At 54.6% G+C, this 15,592-nt stretch carries 13 protein-coding genes and 1 rRNA gene; 13 read left to right on the forward strand and 1 reads right to left on the reverse strand.

Annotation, left to right across the window (positions count from 1 at the left end; translation table 11 throughout):
* Positions 1-44 precede the first annotated feature (44 nt).
* Positions 45-161, forward strand: a 5S ribosomal RNA gene (gene rrf / locus BLW59_RS15865).
* Between the two features lie 286 nt (positions 162-447).
* Here rrf and BLW59_RS15870 read toward each other — a convergent pair.
* Positions 448-1,599 (reverse strand): HD-GYP domain-containing protein, encoded by a 1,152-nt coding sequence (locus tag BLW59_RS15870; RefSeq protein WP_037376830.1) that lies wholly within the window; start codon positions 1,597-1,599, stop codon positions 448-450.
* Between the two features lie 174 nt (positions 1,600-1,773).
* Between BLW59_RS15870 and BLW59_RS15875 the strand changes: the two genes are divergently transcribed.
* From BLW59_RS15875 to BLW59_RS15930, 12 genes are all read left to right on the forward strand, one after another.
* Entirely contained in the window at positions 1,774-3,072 is a 1,299-nt protein-coding gene (locus tag BLW59_RS15875) for an LCP family protein (protein ID WP_074698650.1), read from the forward strand.
* 14 nt (positions 3,073-3,086) lie between these two features.
* Complete coding sequence (locus BLW59_RS15880; protein WP_139283728.1) at positions 3,087-5,039, forward strand: ATP-binding cassette domain-containing protein; 1,953 nt, start codon at positions 3,087-3,089, stop codon at positions 5,037-5,039.
* A 3-nt stretch (positions 5,040-5,042) separates the two neighbouring features.
* Positions 5,043-7,271: an ATP-dependent RecD-like DNA helicase gene (locus BLW59_RS15885; RefSeq protein WP_074698654.1), complete on the forward strand. Its 2,229-nt coding sequence runs from the start codon at positions 5,043-5,045 to the stop codon at positions 7,269-7,271.
* 67 nt (positions 7,272-7,338) lie between these two features.
* Entirely contained in the window at positions 7,339-7,800 is a 462-nt protein-coding gene (locus BLW59_RS15890; RefSeq protein WP_029540739.1) for an RpiB/LacA/LacB family sugar-phosphate isomerase, read from the forward strand.
* A complete protein-coding gene (locus tag BLW59_RS15895; protein ID WP_074698656.1) occupies positions 7,797-9,485 on the forward strand; it encodes a lipase family protein in 1,689 nt (562 codons plus the stop codon). The genes BLW59_RS15890 and BLW59_RS15895 overlap by 4 nt, the downstream gene beginning before the upstream one ends.
* A 126-nt stretch (positions 9,486-9,611) precedes the next feature.
* A complete protein-coding gene (locus BLW59_RS15900) occupies positions 9,612-10,355 on the forward strand; it encodes a methylenetetrahydrofolate reductase (RefSeq protein ID WP_029540732.1) in 744 nt (247 codons plus the stop codon).
* Positions 10,356-10,393: 38 nt separating this feature from the next.
* Entirely contained in the window at positions 10,394-11,230 is an 837-nt protein-coding gene (locus BLW59_RS15905) for a sulfide/dihydroorotate dehydrogenase-like FAD/NAD-binding protein (protein WP_074698658.1), read from the forward strand.
* Between the two features lie 15 nt (positions 11,231-11,245).
* The gene (gene gltA, locus BLW59_RS15910) at positions 11,246-12,652 is read left to right on the forward strand and encodes an NADPH-dependent glutamate synthase (protein ID WP_074698659.1); all 1,407 of its coding nucleotides are present in this window, start codon (positions 11,246-11,248) and stop codon (positions 12,650-12,652) included.
* On the forward strand, positions 12,652-13,230 hold the full coding sequence (locus BLW59_RS15915; protein WP_081348580.1) for a 3'-5' exonuclease: 579 nt from the start codon (positions 12,652-12,654) through the stop codon (positions 13,228-13,230). The genes gltA and BLW59_RS15915 overlap by 1 nt, the downstream gene beginning before the upstream one ends.
* Positions 13,227-13,724, forward strand: a complete 498-nt coding sequence (locus tag BLW59_RS15920; protein WP_074698661.1) for a DUF523 domain-containing protein — start codon at positions 13,227-13,229, stop codon at positions 13,722-13,724. Before BLW59_RS15915 ends, BLW59_RS15920 begins: the two co-directional genes overlap by 4 nt.
* A 149-nt stretch (positions 13,725-13,873) precedes the next feature.
* Positions 13,874-14,188 (forward strand): TIGR04076 family protein, encoded by a 315-nt coding sequence (locus BLW59_RS15925; RefSeq protein WP_074698663.1) that lies wholly within the window; start codon positions 13,874-13,876, stop codon positions 14,186-14,188.
* 71 nt (positions 14,189-14,259) lie between these two features.
* A complete protein-coding gene (locus tag BLW59_RS15930) occupies positions 14,260-15,198 on the forward strand; it encodes a type I restriction-modification system subunit M (protein ID WP_217634646.1) in 939 nt (312 codons plus the stop codon).
* Positions 15,199-15,592 lie beyond the last annotated feature (394 nt).

The raw sequence follows: 15,592 nt of genomic DNA on the forward strand, positions 1-15,592 counted from the left end.
AATTCTTCTGTATAGTTTTGAAAGAGCAATCTTTCAACTGAATATCTGGTGGCGATGCCTGAATGGATCCACCTGTTCCCATTCCGAACACAGTAGTTAAGCATTCAGAGGCCGAAAGTACTTGCCTGGAGACGGGCTGGGAGGATAGGAAGCTGCCAGTTAAGCGAGGATACCTAGCAATGGGTATCCTCTTTGTTTTATGCTAACTTAACTAGCTATACTTACCTCCACCGCTTGCGGGGGAGGTGGCAGCCGAAGGCTGACGGAAGGGGGAAAGCAAGGCTGCTCTTTTGCCCCTTCCACCACCTTCGGTGGTCCCCCTCCCCCGTTTCACGGTGGAGGTCATTTTTCAGGGAAGGTTACTTCGACAATGTCAAGCCATACCCATGCCCCTCACTTACTGGCGATAAACCAATAAACACAAAAAAAGCCGTCTGTAGCGGCTTTTTAGCTTCCCTGGTTCATAAGGTAATAAGTGGGATCGAAATTCAGCTCGTGGAGGAAGTGGCGCAGCTCGTTATCGAGGATAACCAGCTGGATAGCATCGTTCTTTTCCTCAGTATTGCTGAGATTGATGGTCAAGGGCTTTTTCATGAGCTTGCCTTCAAGGGTGGCAAAGACGATGATGGTGGGAGTGGAGGTACGCCCAAACTGGACTTCAGAAACAATGGCGAAGCCGTAGACGGTTTGGAGAATAGTGCCTACGGGGTAGAGGGCTACGTTATTGAAGAAAATATCCAGCACTTCCGGGTCGAACTGTCCCCTGTTCAGCCGCACCATGATGTTGTGGGCCACATTGGGGGGATAGGCTTTCTTATAGGGACGTACGCTGGTGAGGGCATCATAGACATCTGCCACGGCCACCACCTTGGCGTAGCGGTTTATCTGGCCGCCTCTGAGACCTCTGGGGTATCCTTTGCCGTCTATGTGCTCATGGTGCTCGGCGGCGATTGAGGCCAGGGTGCTGGCATCAGGCAGCTTGTCCTGCATCTCCATGATGCGCAGGGCGCCGTTGCCGGGATGTTGCTTGATGGTATCATATTCTACATCTGTCAGTCGTCCGGGCTTGTTCAGGAGGTCATTTGGGGTATCAATCTTGCCCACATCATGGAGCATGGCTCCCATGGTCAGCAGCTGCAGATCCTTTTGGTTGTAGCCTTTCAGCACTCCCATCATGGCCGAGAGGATGGCCACGTTGACGCTGTGGGCAAAGGTGTAAGTGTCATGGAGACGGATATCCGTGAGCTGTACCAGATTGTGACGCCGCTCGATGATATCCAGGACCAGTGTGTCCGTAACGGATTGTATGGCAGCCACGTCCAGGCTGCCTTCTTTTTCTATGGATTGAAAGGCGTTGTAAATGGTCTCTATTGCATGAATGCGGGTATTTTCCTGCACGATGTCTTCGGGGGGAGGCAGCTGGAAACGCGGGTCAGAGGAAGTGACGGTTACTGCTGGCAGTCCGATTTTGGAAAGACGTGCAATATATTCCTCGGTCAGTGGTCTGCCCTTCACCAGGTAGCTTGCGCCGCGCCTGTTGTAGATGCTTTGGGCGATAATCATGCCGGGTTTCAGTTTTTTTATGGGCAGGCGTATCATTCTATCACTACCTTTCTCGCTATATATGATTCAATCTTACCTTATTTTATCCTGCTTGAACAGCTATATTTTTCCGATTTTTGCCTGCTTTCTGCAGGTCATTGCGGCAGGCTTCCAGATTTGATATACTAGGCTTCGTGGGTCCATATATATTTAGGTAAGGAGCAGAGCTCAATGCGAAAGAAACGCAAAGTAAAGCGTGATTATACCAGGGTGAAATGGCTGGGAGCCGTTGCCCTGCTGGTGATGTTGGTGGCTGTCGCCCTTTTGCGCGGCGGCATAAGTCCCGGAGCATCTCCAGGGGAGGTTAGCCGTCCTGACGATGTGAAGTACGTGATGATCATGGGAGTTGACCGCCGGGCAGATGATGTGGGCCGCAGCGACACCCTGATGGTGGCTGCTGTGGATGTGGACAGCAGCAAGGCAGCCCTTCTGTCCATTCCCCGTGATACCAGGGTGGCCATTGAGGGAAATGGCTTTGACAAGATAAACCATGCCTATGCCTTTGGGGGGCACAAACTCACCCAGCAGACAGTGGAAAATCTGTTGGGGGTCAAGATGGATCACTATATCCTCATTGACACCAAATCCTTTGAGCGCATCATTGACGCCATCGGCGGCGTAGACCTGAATGTGGAAAAGCGCATGTATTACGAGGACCCCTGGGATGATAACGGGGGGCTGGTCATTGACCTTTATCCTGGTGAGCAGCATTTGGACGGGGACAGGGCCATCCAGTATGTGCGCTATCGCGACGGCGAGGGTGACATTGGCCGGGTGGGCCGTCAGCAGAAGTTCATGAAGGCGGTGCTGGCCAAGGTCATTTCTCCAGAGATGCTGCCCCGCCTGCCCAAGCTGGCGGAGGAAATCCGCACGGCTGTGGAAACAGATATGAGCGTCACGGAACTGCTGGAATTTGCAGGGCTGATGGAGCAGGTACACAAGAACGGCCTGCAAGCCCAGATGGTGCCGGGACAGCCTGCTTTCCTGCAGGATATCAGCTACTGGATTCCCGATATTACCGATGTGCGTGCCATTCTGCCCCAGGCTTTGGGCTTGGAACTGGGCACGGAAGCGCAGCAGGCAGACCAGGAGGCTGAGGACAAGTACCTGGCTGAACTGCCCAAGGGAATCAAGCTGGGAGAGAAGCAGGATGGCCAGTCTTCGGCCGGCACTGAGGAGAAGCCTGAGCCTCAGGAACCCATGAAGCCCTCGGAAATCAAGGTGCTGGTTATAAATGACAGCGGCATCAACGGGGCTGGCGCGGAGGCAGCAGAAATCCTCCAGCGCAAGGGTTTTGTGATTTCCAGCGTGGAGACGGGCAAGACCAGTTCCCGTGAGCAGACCAGCATCACAACCTCTGCCCGCAACACCGATGTGTTCTATGGTATGCCCTTCCCCTGCATCATAATGGATGGGGGCAGCAGCAATCAGGCGGTGCTGCGCATAGGGCTTGATTACAAGACAAGGTAACAGGAGAAACGCAATTGAGTATGCTCAAGGTACAGGGCCTCAAGAAGGCCTTTGGCATAGACGAACTTTTTAACGATGTGAATTTTGAGATTTCCCGGGGGGACAAGGTGGGGCTGGTGGGGCCGAATGGTGCCGGCAAGACTACCTTGATGCGCTGCCTCATGGGACTGGAAGAAAGCGACGGGGGAACCGTCGCTTTTGACACTAATGCAACTATCGGTTATGTGGAGCAGCAGGCTGATTTTGGCACGGGCACCCTCTTTGAGGAATTCAAGCGGGCCTTTGAGGATATCATCGAACTGGGTGAACGCAAGAAGGCGCTGGAAAAGGCCATTGCGGAAAACCATGATGAGGAGACCCTTTCTGCCTATGGCCGCGTAGTGGAGCGTTTTGAGCTCCTGGGGGGCTATGACTATGAGAGCCGTATCCGCCGCATTGCCTATGGCCTGGGCTTTACGGAGGAGGAGTTCAAGAAGAACGTCCAGCATTTCTCCGGGGGACAGAAGACCCGCATCTGCCTGGCCAAAGCCCTTCTGAGGGAGCCTGACTTCCTGTTTTTGGATGAGCCTACCAACCATCTGGATATCAGGATGATTGAGTGGCTGGAAGGGTTCCTCAAAACCTACAGCGGCGGCGTGCTGATCATCTCCCATGACCGTTACTTCCTGGACCGCATTGCCACCCATATCTTTGAGCTGGATGGCAAGACCATCACTGCCTACCATGGCAACTACACCTACTACATGAAGGTGAAGACGGAGCGCAGGGCAGCCCTGCAGTCTGCCTATGAGAAGCAACAGGAGCATATCAAAAAGACCGAAGAGTATATCAGGAAGTACAAGGCGGGCATCAAGTCCAAGCAGGCCCGGGGCCGTCAGAGCCAGCTGAACAGGCTGGAACGCATCGTGCTGCCGCCGGAGACGGCCACCTTCAACTACTTTGCCCTGAATGCTCCGCCGGAGTGTGCCCAGCGGGTGGCGGAACTGGAGAATATTTCTTTTGCCTTTGGCAATCACGAGGTCTTCAAGGACATAAATCTCCTGATCCGCAATGGTGATGGTGTGGCTCTGGTGGGTCCCAACGGGGCAGGCAAGACCACTCTGTTGAGGATTCTGGTGGGAGAGCTTGCTCCCAAAAGCGGCGATGTGAAAATCGGCAGCCGGGTGAAAATCGGCTACTTCTCCCAGCAGCATGAAGGGCTGAATCCTGAAAACACCATTCTGGACGAAATCCTCTATGAGTATGGCATGGATGAGGAACAGGCCAGGAAATATCTGGGAGCCTTCCTCTTCCATGGGGATGAGGTGCTGCGCCGCATAGGGGAACTTTCAGGCGGTGAGCAGTCCCGGGTTGCCTTCCTCAAGCTGATGCTGACGGGGGCCAATTTCCTGATTCTGGATGAGCCTACCAACCATCTTGATATCCCGGCCCGGGAGGCAGTGGAGGAGGCCCTCATGGCCTACCCCGGCACCTTCCTGGCAGTATCCCATGACCGCTACTTCCTAGATAAAGTGGCCAACTGCACCCTGGAGCTGGCTGAGGGCACTCTCACGGAGTATACCGGCGGCTACAGCTACTATCTCATGAAGAAGGAAGCTGAAGCGGAAGCTGAGGCCGAGGAGCGGGCAGAAAGGGAAGCCGAGGAGCGCAGGCAGAAGGAAAAGCAGAAGCAGGAGCAGGCTGCTGGCAATCAGCAGGAAAAGGCTGCCAGAAAGCAGGAACAGCAGAAAGCAGAGCTGGGACGCATCCAGAGCATGAGCGATGCCAAGCGCACTGAGATGATCCAGCGGGCCGAGGCGGAAATCGCCATGGCCGAGGCTGAGCTCAAGGGCCTGGAATATGAGATGAATCTGCCAGAGGTGCAGGCTGATCCGGAAAAGAGCCAGCAGATAGCCGAAGCCTATGCAGCCAAGGAGAAGGAAATCGAGGAGCGCTATGAGAAGTGGGCGCAGCTGACGGAGGCGTAAGCCATGAGTAAAGCAAAAGAAGCTGACAGCCAGCAGCTTTCCCTGCCGGGACTGGAGGCAGCGGAAGAACTGGAAGGCGTGGTGGACAGCATTGTCTTTGCTTCGGAGGACGGCAGGTTTTCCGTTATCCGCTTGCAGCCTGTGCATACCAAGAGCCGCACTTCCGTCACCTTGAGCTGTGAGCCGCCGCTGGTGGGCCAGCAGGTGCATCTTACGGGCAAGTGGGTCACCCACCCCCGCTTCGGCCAGCAGTTCAAGGCTGAGAGCATGCACCTTTCCTCCCCCACCAGTGCCGCAGGCATAGAGCGCTTCCTGGCCTCCGGGGTCATTGAAGGCTGCGGACCGGTGAACGCCAGTCGGCTGGTTAAGCATTTTGGCAAGGACACTTTGGATATCATAGAAAACCACCCTGGCAGGCTGAAGGAAGTGCCGGGCATCGGCAAGAAGACGGCGGAGAAAATCGCCGAATCCTACCGGGCCCAGTCGGAGCTCAGGGAAATCATGCTCTGGCTGGAAAGCCACGGCGTGTCCGGCACTTATGCCGCCCGCATCTTCAAGGTTTACGGCTCCTTTGCTTTGGAAGTGCTGGAAAAGTCTCCCTATCGCCTGGCCCGTGAGGTGGAGGGCATAGGCTTTGCCACGGCAGATGCTATCGCGTCTTCCATGGGGCTGACCAAGGATGATGAAGGGAGAGTGGCGGCAGGCATTGACTACGCCCTGCAGAATATTGCCCTCTCAGGCCATTGCTGTGTGCCGGAGGACCCTTTGGTCAGCAAATCCGCCAGCCTGCTGCATGTGGAACCTCAGCGCGTGAGGGAAGTGCTCAAAGTCCAGCTTCAGCGGCAGGCCTTGGCCGTGGAATATGTCAAGGGCGGTTCGGAGCTCTTGATATATCCTCCCTATCTTTACAGGGCAGAGGTGAAGGCTGCCAAAAAGCTTCTCTATCTGCAGAAATATGCCGATGAATATGAAACGGCAAGCACAGACCGCAGGATTGAGAAGTGGGAGCACCGCACAGGTGTGACCCTGGCAGAGGGCCAGAGGGAAGCCATGAAGGCGGCTCTTACATACGGGGTCATGGTGCTTACCGGCGGTCCCGGTACAGGCAAGACCACGGTGGTGCGGGGCATTATCGACCTTTTGGAGGCCAAGGGGCTGGAGGTGCAGCTGGGGGCGCCCACAGGACGGGCGGCCAAGCGTCTTTCGGAGGCTACGGACCGCAAGGCCATGACTATCCACCGCATGCTGGAGGCCCAGGGGGGCAAAGGCGGCATGGCCTTTGCCAAGGACGAGGAGCAGCAGCTGGAGGCTGACGTCATCATACTGGACGAGGTTTCCATGATGGATATCGTGCTCATGGAGCACTTCCTGGCGGCGGTGCCGGATGGCTGCCATCTGGTGCTGGTTGGGGACGTGGACCAGCTGCCTGCCGTGGGGCCGGGGTCGGTGCTGAAGGATATCCTGCGCTCCGGGGTCATACCCAAGGTCTGCCTGACGGAGGTCTTCCGCCAGGGGGAGGGCAGCGGCATTGTCATGAATGCCCATGCCATCAACGCAGGGCGGTTGCCTGAGTGCGGTCCCCTGGGGGAGGGGGACTTCCAGTTCATTCCCCTGCCGGACGGCACAGCCACGGCGGAAATGGTGGTGAAGCTCTGTCGGGAAATATTGCCCAGGGAAGGCTGGTCACCCCTGCAGGATGTGCAGGTGCTCTCGCCCATGCACCGGCAGGAGTGCGGCACGGAGAATCTCAACAAGCTCCTGCAGGAGGCCCTGAATCCCAAGAGCCCCCAAAAACCGGAGTTCAAGAATTCCATCCAGACCTTCCGGTTGGGTGACAAGGTCATGCAGACCAAGAACAACTATCAGAAGCACGTGTTCAACGGGGATATTGGCTTTATCGTGCAGATGGAGCCGGAGAAGGCCAGCGTGAAGTTCGGCGATGACTTCATCGTGGATTATGAGAAAAGCGAGCTCATAGAGCTGCAGCTGGCCTATGCCATGAGCGTCCACAAGAGCCAGGGCAGCGAGTATCCCGTCATCATCCTGCCATTGGTGGAAAACCACTATATTATGCTGCAGAGGAATCTCCTGTATACGGCAGTCACCCGTGCCAAGCAGAGGGTGATTCTCCTGGGCAGCAAGGCGGCGCTCAACACGGCGGTGGAGAATGACCGCACCAAAAGGCGCTATACTCTGCTGGCAGAAAGGCTGGCACAGCAGATTGACCCTTGACCCCGCAGTTTTAATCTGGTAGGCTTAATGTCAAGGAATATTTTGACAATATGGGGAGGAATTGACCATGAAGATAGCAATGGCTAATGATCATGCAGGCACCAAGCTGAAAGAGGAAATCAAGGCTTATCTTGAGAGCGAGGGCCATGAGGTGAAGGATTTCGGCACCTATGATGAGGAGTCCTGCGACCTGTCGGATTTTGTCTATCCTGCAGCTTTGGCTGTGGCCAAGGGCGAGTGTGACAGGGGCGTTTTCGTGGACGGCGTGGGCTACGGCAGCGCCATGATTGCCAACAAGCTGAATGGCATCTACGCCGTGGTGTGTCAGGACCCCTTCTGCGCCCAGCTTGCCCGTGAGCACAATGATTCCAATGTGCTGTGCCTGGGGGGCAAAATCATCGGCGGCGCCATCGCCATGGAGACGGTGAAGACCTGGATGCACACCGACCCGCTGACGGCTGAGAAATATCGCCGTCGCGTGCAGAAGGTGAAGGAAATAAACGACAAGCACTGCGTGGAGGTCAAGTGAGACCAGGCGTGCTGAAGGGGCTCGTGCTGGCAGGTCTGCTGGCAGGGGCCTCTTTGGCTGTAACAAGTACAGCAGAGGCTATGCCTGTGAATGCAGAACTGCCGGTAGGGGCAGTAAGTACAGCTGAAGAAGTACCTCTGTCTTACCAGTGGGACAAGTATTGGCTTCAGGGGGACAGCTATGTTTACAATCATGGCCTGGCACGCATCTGTGGGGCCATATCATCATCTGTATACCTGCAGGAGCAGGGCACACTGACCAGGCTTTGGACGGAGCTGGGCGGCGATGGCAGTTCTGTGCGCGACTATCATTACAAGCTGATAGAGCCTGAGTATAAGGATAAGAGCGCGTATTCCTTCGGCCTGATGGACTTGCCCAACGGAGATATAGCAGTGCTGGTGGCCATACGCGGCACCAACGGCCAGCAGGAATGGCTCAGCAATCTCAATATTGCGGACTCCACCCGTAAGAAGCAGCGCTACCATGAGGGCTTCGAGAAGGCTGCCCGACTGGTGCTGCAGGATCTTTACGCCTATCTGCAGGAGCAGGGGGTAGAGGAAGGCCGGGCCAGCTTCCTGATTACGGGCCATAGCCGGGGGGCGGCGGTGGCCGATTTGGTAGGGGCGTTCCTGGACAGGGGAGAAGCTGCTGATGATGGCACAATCTTCCAAGCGGAATCCAGCCGTGTCTATACCTATACCTTTGCCACTCCCAGCAGCTGCACGGTCATAGGTGAGCGCAGGGCGGGACTCTATCAGAATATCTTCAATATCATCAACCCGGAGGATGCAGTGCCGGAGCTTCCCTTCAAGGGAGGTTCCTGGGATTACAATAATTTTGGGGTCTGCCTCTATCTGCCTACCGCTACCAAGCTCAAGGGCAACACAGAGCGTTATGACCAGCTGGTGGCCAGGATGGAAGTGCCCTTTACGGAGCTAACTGGCAGGCGTTATAAGCCCATGCCGGGCAGTGAAGACTTTGCCCGGGCGGTGAAGAATATGCAGTGGGCCGTGGGGTCTGTGGAAAAATTCTACAAGCGCAGGGGCAAGCTGGGGCATACTGCTATGGTAAATGCTATCAAGAAAAGTATGCCAGAGAGCGGTGAACAGGCTGCCAGCGGGGTGGGCTTCACGGAAATGCTGCAGGAAAAGAATCCTGAGGCAGCCAGGAGTGCCATGAATATGCATTCGGCAGACACTTACAATGCCTGGATTCTATCTGGCGAGCCAAAAGAGATTTATATGCGGGGAACCCCTACCTTGTGCCGCTTGCAAGTGGATTTTGAAGGGAAGCAGCCTGTGAAAGTGAATCCCGGCCAAAGTGGCATTCCTTTGGAAATAACGCTGTCTTTGCCTGGGGGAGAGGAAACAGCTTCCTATTTGAATGGCAGCATAACCCATCAGTCCCACAGCGTGGATTCGGAACTGAAAGTTTATGGCAGGATGGCCTCTTTCATGGTGCCGGAAGGAGAAAAACTGGAAGTAAGCGTGAAGGTTCCTGACTCTGGGGAGGAAATTGCCTTCCAGCTTGTCACCAGCTTGGAGGCCAACGAGGAAAATGGCCTGGAAAAATATCAGCAACCCCTGTCCTCAGCCAGGAAAATCCTGAAACCGGGAGAGTCGGCAAGATTCCTGATTGATAACCGTAAGGCAGGGGAAGTAAGAAGCAACAAATCCGATCATTGAGGGTCTATGCTTTTGGGCGCTTTAGCTTGCAAAAGAGGTGGAAACAGTTTACAATATTACTGACTTTGGCCAAGTATTAGCCTGGTTTTATGAGACATAAATTTCCTTAATGATAGGGGGCAGAACATGAAGCGTGTTTCCGTTGAACTGGTGCCGCGGGAGGAAGAAAGCCTGCGGGGAGAACTGGAACTCTTGAAAAAATACCAAGGGCAGGTAAATGTCATCAATATCCCTGATCTCCTTAGGCTGCCGCTGCGCAGCTGGGAGGGGGCAGGCATTGCCCAGGATTATTTCGGCACGGTGATGCCCCATATCAGAGCCATGGACGTAGACCTTGATAAGGAGCTGCCCATGAAGGAATACCTGCGTGAGCACCGCATCACTGAGGTGCTGGTCATCGAGGGCGACCCGCCCCAGGATATGCTCCACGAGGTTTATCCCACCCAGTCTACTGATGTTATCCGCAAGTTCCGTCAGGAAATGCCTGAGGTGAAGGTCTATGCAGGCATTGACCAATACCGCTCTTCCATGAAGGAAGAACTCTACAGGACCCGCCGCAAGAAGCAGGCGGGGGCAGCGGGTTTCTTCACCCAGCCTTTCTTTGATCTGCGTTATCTGGAGGTTTATGCGGATATGCTGCAGGGCATGGAAGTGTACTGGGGCGTTTCCCCGGTTATGAACAGCCGTTCCCAGAGCTACTGGGAGAGGAAGAACAACGTGGTCTTCCCCCATGACTTCCGCCCTGACCTGGAGTGGAGTGTGGCCTTTGCCAAGAAGGTCATGGATTTCGCAGAGCGCACGGGCAGCAGCCTTTACGTCATGCCCATCAAGACCAATCTGGAAGCTTACCTGGCCGGTATTTTCGGCTGAGAGATATATTTGCATAATTGTATTTAGGAGAGTGCAGCATGTTCAAGATTTTGAAGAAAGAGGAGTGGTCTCCCAGCGTTTTCGCCATGGAGATTGAAGCACCCCGGGTGGCTAAGAAGGCCCAGGCAGGACAGTTCATCGTCCTGCGTGTAGACGAAAAGGGAGAGCGCATTCCCCTTACCATTGCAGATTTCAACCGTGAGACCGGCGCCGTGCTGATCGTGTTCCAGGTCATTGGCGCTTCCACTATGAAGCTGGCTGAGCTTAATGTGGGGGATTCCATCGTGGATTTCGTGGGCCCTCTGGGACAGCCTTCTGAGATTGAGAAACTGGGCACCGTAGTGGTAGTGGGCGGCGGCATCGGCGTGGCTCCCACTTATCCCATTGCCCGTGCCATGAAGGAAGCAGGCAACAAAGTCATCGCCATCATGGGCGCCAAGACAAAGGACATCCTCATCATGGAGGAGGAGATGAAGGCCGTCACTGATGAAGTGGTGGTCACCACCGACGATGGCTCCTACGGCATCAAGGGCTTTGTCACCAATGCAGTGCAGGCTCTGGTGGACCGCGGGGAGAAGATTGACCAGATTACCGCCATCGGTCCTGTCATCATGATGAAGAGCGTGGCAGATGCTACCCGTGATTTAGGCATCCGCACCATCGTCAGCCTGAACCCCATCATGGTGGATGGTACCGGCATGTGCGGCGGCTGCCGGGTGCAGGTGGGTGACGAGACCAAGTTTGCCTGCGTGGACGGCCCGGAGTTTGACGGCCACCTGGTGGATTTCAAAGGCCTCATGAGCCGTCAGCGCATGTACCGTGACCTGGAAGCCCAGGAAAAGGATCATGTGTGCAATATCGGGTTGGATCGCTGAGCGGAGGTAAGCTAAATGGCTCTTTCTTTGGAAAAACATAAAATGCCGGTGCAGGACCCCAAGGTCCGTGCACATAATTTTGATGAGGTAGCTCTGGGCTACGATGAGGAAACGGCTGTAGCCGAGGCAGAGCGCTGCCTGCACTGCAAGGTGCCCCAGTGCCGCAAGGGCTGCCCTGTGTCCATCGACATCCCAAAGTTCATAGGCGAGATCAAAGAGCGCAACTATGATGAGGCCATCAAGACCATCAAGGAGTCCAACGGGCTGCCTGCCGTCTGCGGCCGCGTCTGCCCTCAGGAGAACCAGTGCGAGAAGATGTGCGTGCTGGCCAAGAAGGGCGAGTCCGTGGCTATCGGCCGTCTGGAGCGCTTCGTGGCTGACCGGGCCATGGCCAAGAATGAGCCTGTGGAGCCTGTGCAGTACGCTGAAGATGCCCAGAAGGTAGCTGTCATCGGCGCAGGTCCCTCCGGCCTTTCCTGTGCAGGGGACCTGGCCAAGAAGGGCTACAAGGTCACCATCTTTGAGGCACTGCATAAGGCTGGCGGCGTGCTTTCCTATGGCATTCCCGAGTTTCGTCTGCCTAAGGATAAGGTTGTGGCCAAGGAAATCGAGAACATCGAGAAGCTGGGTGTGAAAATCGAACTTGACAGCGTAGTGGGCCGTGTGGTTACGGTGGATGAGCTCATGGAGGAAGAGGGCTTTGACGCGGTATTCCTGGGCACTGGCGCAGGCCTGCCCCATTTCCAGGGCATTCCCGGCGAAAGCCTCAACGGCGTGTACTCTGCCAATGAGTTCCTGACCCGCTGCAACCTCATGAAGGCCTACAAGTTCCCCGAATATGCTACCCCCATCAAGGTGGGCAAGAATGTGGCCGTGGTAGGCGGCGGCAACGTGGCCATGGACGCAGCCCGCACGGCTCTGCGCCTGGGGGCCGAGCATGTCTACATCGTCTATCGCCGCAGCGAGGCCGAGCTGCCCGCCCGCAAGGAGGAAGTGGAGCACGCCAAGGAAGAGGGCATTGACTTCCAGCTGCTCACCAATCCTGTGGAGGTTCTGGGTAACGAAGAAGGCTGGGTGAAGGGCCTCAAGTGCATCCGCATGGAACTGGGCGAGCCTGACGCTTCCGGCCGCCGCCGTCCTGCGCCTGTGGAAGGTTCTGAGTTTGAACTGGAGATGGACACGGTCATCATCGCCATCGGCACCGGTCCCAACCCCATCATCGCCCACACCACCCCGGGGCTCGAGACTACCAAGCGGGGCAATATCGTGGCCGATGAGGAGAGCTGCGCTACTTCCAAGCCCGGTGTCTTTGCCGGCGGCGATATCGTCACTGGCGCAGCCACGGTCATCCTGGCCATGGGCGCAGGCCGCAAGGCAGCTGCTGCCATTGACGAGTATTTGCAGGAAAAGAGAAGCAAGTAATGATGAACTTTGCGGCGATTGACTTTGAGACTGCCACTGCTGCCAGGGATTCGGCCTGTTCCGTAGCCGTGGTGGAGGTGGTGGAGGGTAAGCTCTACGATTCCTACTACACCCTGATTCAGCCGCCTGAGAATAAGTACAATCCCTTCAATACCCAAATACACGGCATCACCAGAGAGGATACCCGCTATGCCCCCAGCTTCGCCAAAATCTGGCCGGAGCTGAGGGAGCATCTGGAGGGAAAGGTAGTGGTGGCTCACAACGCCCCCTTTGACATGGGGGTGCTGGGGGCCTGTCTCATGCGGGCAGGGCTGCCGATGCCGAAGTTTTCCTATTGCGACACGGTGACCATTTCCCGCAAGGTGTGGCCGAAGCTTGAGAACCACAAGCTGAATACCGTGGGTTCCTTCCTGGAGATAGATTTCAAGCACCATAACGCTCTTGACGATGCCCGCACCTGCGCGGCTATCCCCCTGAAAGCAGGGGAGGAGCTGCACATGGACAGCCTGCCTGCGCTGACAGGCAGGCTGGGCATCAATGTGAAGCCCTTTGGCGTAAGAGGAGGTTGCAGGAGATGATACTGGTCAGTGCCTGTCTTTTGGGGCACAAGGTAAAGTATTCCGGCGGTGCCAATCCACATGAACTCTTGATGCGCTACAATGAGCGGGGCAGGTTCATAGCCATCTGTCCCGAGTGCTTCGCCATGCTGCCCGTCCCCCGTCCCCCCATGGAAATCCAGGGTGGCAACGGCAAGAAGGTGCTCCAGGGCAAGGCCGCAGTGCAGGATGCAGAGGGCAGGGAGCTCACCTCCTATATGCTCACCGGCGCAGACAAGGCCCTGAAGATTGCCGAAGCCTACCATGCGAGGGTGGCCATCCTGAAGGAGGGCAGCCCCTCCTGCGGCGTCCACCGTGTCCACGACGGCAGCTTCACCGGCAAGTACACCAAGCATCCCGGCGTGACAGCAGCCCTCCTGATGAAACACGGCCTGAATGTCTATTCCGAGAAGGACATGACCGTAGGACGGCTTGAGGAACTCATTGCTGAGGATATAAGGCAGGATAGGATATGAAGATGAAAGCAGGCGTGCCCTTCGGAGTCAGGGGGCGCCTGTTTTTTTGAACGCTTATGCAAACATCAGGGACCCATTGCGTTTGACAGCTTGTGCTTGCTAAGATTTGCTAGTAAAATTAACATAGAATTGAACGGGGAGGTGCTGGCATGAAAAAAGTTCGGATAACTGTCATGCGGAAGGCTTGTTATCTCGATTTGATGGAAAAGTATGAAAACCCCATCGAACATGCCTGCGATATTGAAGAAGGCGCTGTGTATATCGCCAATGGCTGGCAGCGGCCTGAAGGCCTTTGCCAGAGTGCCTGGGAATCCATGTCTCCTTTTGTCATGGGGCTGGCCCATGGCGCAGAGGGCTTCTACGACGGCTGGATGAAGAATCCCCGCTCGGCTATGATCTCCTGCAACGACGGCTTCCGCCCGGTGAGTTTCTTGCTGGAGACCATGGAGGAAGAGGCAGAGTGACGGATAGAGTTGGGGAAAATGCCGACATATTTTTTTGTGAAAGATATTGAAGGGAAAATAGAATAACTGATTTGGAACTGAAAAAGCTTAAAGATGATTTGTGGCATGCAGCGGATGTGCTTCGCTCTGGGGCGCATTTGGCGGCGAATAAGTATGGTCAGCCTATACTGGGACTTATCTTCCTTTGCTATGCTGATATTTTATACAAGCAGCATAAAGAGGAAATTCTGGCAGAATATGAGAAGTTAAAAGGCAGTCGCAGGGAAAAGACGCTCAAGGAAATAGCTTTTGAGAAGTGTGGCTTCTATCTGCCGGAAGAAGCATATTATGATCATATCAATGATGCTCCTGATGATGAGAAGAAGGCAGTGCTAGTAAAAGAAGCCATGGAGGCCATCGAGAAAGAAAATGCTCCTTTGCAAAATGTATTGCCCAAAGATGTATATGGACAGTTGGTGCCTGAGGAGGAGCCAGAGTTATTATCTCGTATTATAAGGATATTCAAAGACATTCCCGAAAATTCTACGCTGGATATCTTTGGGGAAATTTATGAATATTTCCTAGGGAATTTTGCCTTGGCTGAGGGCAAGGATGGTGGTGCATTCTACACGCCTTCTACAGTAGTTCGTTATATGGTGGAAGTGCTCAGTCCCGAAGCAGGCGGGGAAAAGAAGTTCCTGGATCCTGCTTGTGGTTCAGGAGGTATGTTTGTCCAGGCGGCCCGTTATATGCACAGGCACAATGCCGACAACAATGAACTAATGAAATTCAAATGCTTTGGCGTGGAAAAAGAACCTGATACGGTGAAATTAGCCAAGATGAACCTCATGCTCAACAATGTGCGAGGAGAGATTCAAGAAGCCAACACCTTTTATTCTGACCCGTATGATGCTGTTGGGGCCTTTGATTATGTGATGGCCATTATTTCCAGCATCATCTCAAGTGGTATTCGTAGTAAACAAGGTAAGCCTTTCTTCTCTTCTCAGCTCTACCTAGCAAAGGCTGCATGAGGTCAATACCGAAGAGCGAAGCGTGTATTGACTTCATGCAGCCTTTGCTGGACAATACAAGGAGAAGAAGAAAGGACTTCATTGACAGGTAAAGGAAGTGAGATCCTTGATATATAACGATCGGAGACCTGAGGGGCTTCAAATAACCTTTAATCCACCTTTTAATGTTGATGAAGTGGTTTATGACAGGGTAAAGGATGATAAGCGCTTCAGCACCTATGGTATCCCACGCAAGAAGACAAAATCCACGAAAAAGAACGTAGATAAAAAAGGGTCTGAATATTTTCTTGTGGGATTCAAATCTAGTTGAATTTATCAACTAAACTGTACAAAAAGAGGACAATCCTCTATCATGGAAAGGCATTTCGCGGTGCAAATCCATAGAAAAGGAATG

Source organism: Selenomonas sp. KH1T6, from assembly GCF_900108415.1.
GTDB classification, from domain to species: Bacteria; Bacillota; Negativicutes; order Selenomonadales; family Selenomonadaceae; genus Selenomonas_B; species Selenomonas_B ruminantium_A.

What these genes read in the sequence shown, in the direction of transcription:
- BLW59_RS15870 (WP_037376830.1), bottom strand. Translation starts at nt 1,599, where the DNA reads ATGATACGCCTGCCCATAAAAAAACTGAAACCCGGCATGATTATCGCC.
- BLW59_RS15875 (WP_074698650.1), top strand. Translation starts at nt 1,774, where the DNA reads ATGCGAAAGAAACGCAAAGTAAAGCGTGATTATACCAGGGTGAAATGG.
- BLW59_RS15885 (WP_074698654.1), top strand. Translation starts at nt 5,043, where the DNA reads ATGAGTAAAGCAAAAGAAGCTGACAGCCAGCAGCTTTCCCTGCCGGGA.
- BLW59_RS15890 (WP_029540739.1), top strand. Translation starts at nt 7,339, where the DNA reads ATGAAGATAGCAATGGCTAATGATCATGCAGGCACCAAGCTGAAAGAG.
- BLW59_RS15900 (WP_029540732.1), top strand. Translation starts at nt 9,612, where the DNA reads ATGAAGCGTGTTTCCGTTGAACTGGTGCCGCGGGAGGAAGAAAGCCTG.
- BLW59_RS15905 (WP_074698658.1), top strand. Translation starts at nt 10,394, where the DNA reads ATGTTCAAGATTTTGAAGAAAGAGGAGTGGTCTCCCAGCGTTTTCGCC.
- gltA (WP_074698659.1), top strand. Translation starts at nt 11,246, where the DNA reads ATGGCTCTTTCTTTGGAAAAACATAAAATGCCGGTGCAGGACCCCAAG.
- BLW59_RS15915 (WP_081348580.1), top strand. Translation starts at nt 12,652, where the DNA reads ATGATGAACTTTGCGGCGATTGACTTTGAGACTGCCACTGCTGCCAGG.
- BLW59_RS15920 (WP_074698661.1), top strand. Translation starts at nt 13,227, where the DNA reads ATGATACTGGTCAGTGCCTGTCTTTTGGGGCACAAGGTAAAGTATTCC.
- BLW59_RS15925 (WP_074698663.1), top strand. Translation starts at nt 13,874, where the DNA reads ATGAAAAAAGTTCGGATAACTGTCATGCGGAAGGCTTGTTATCTCGAT.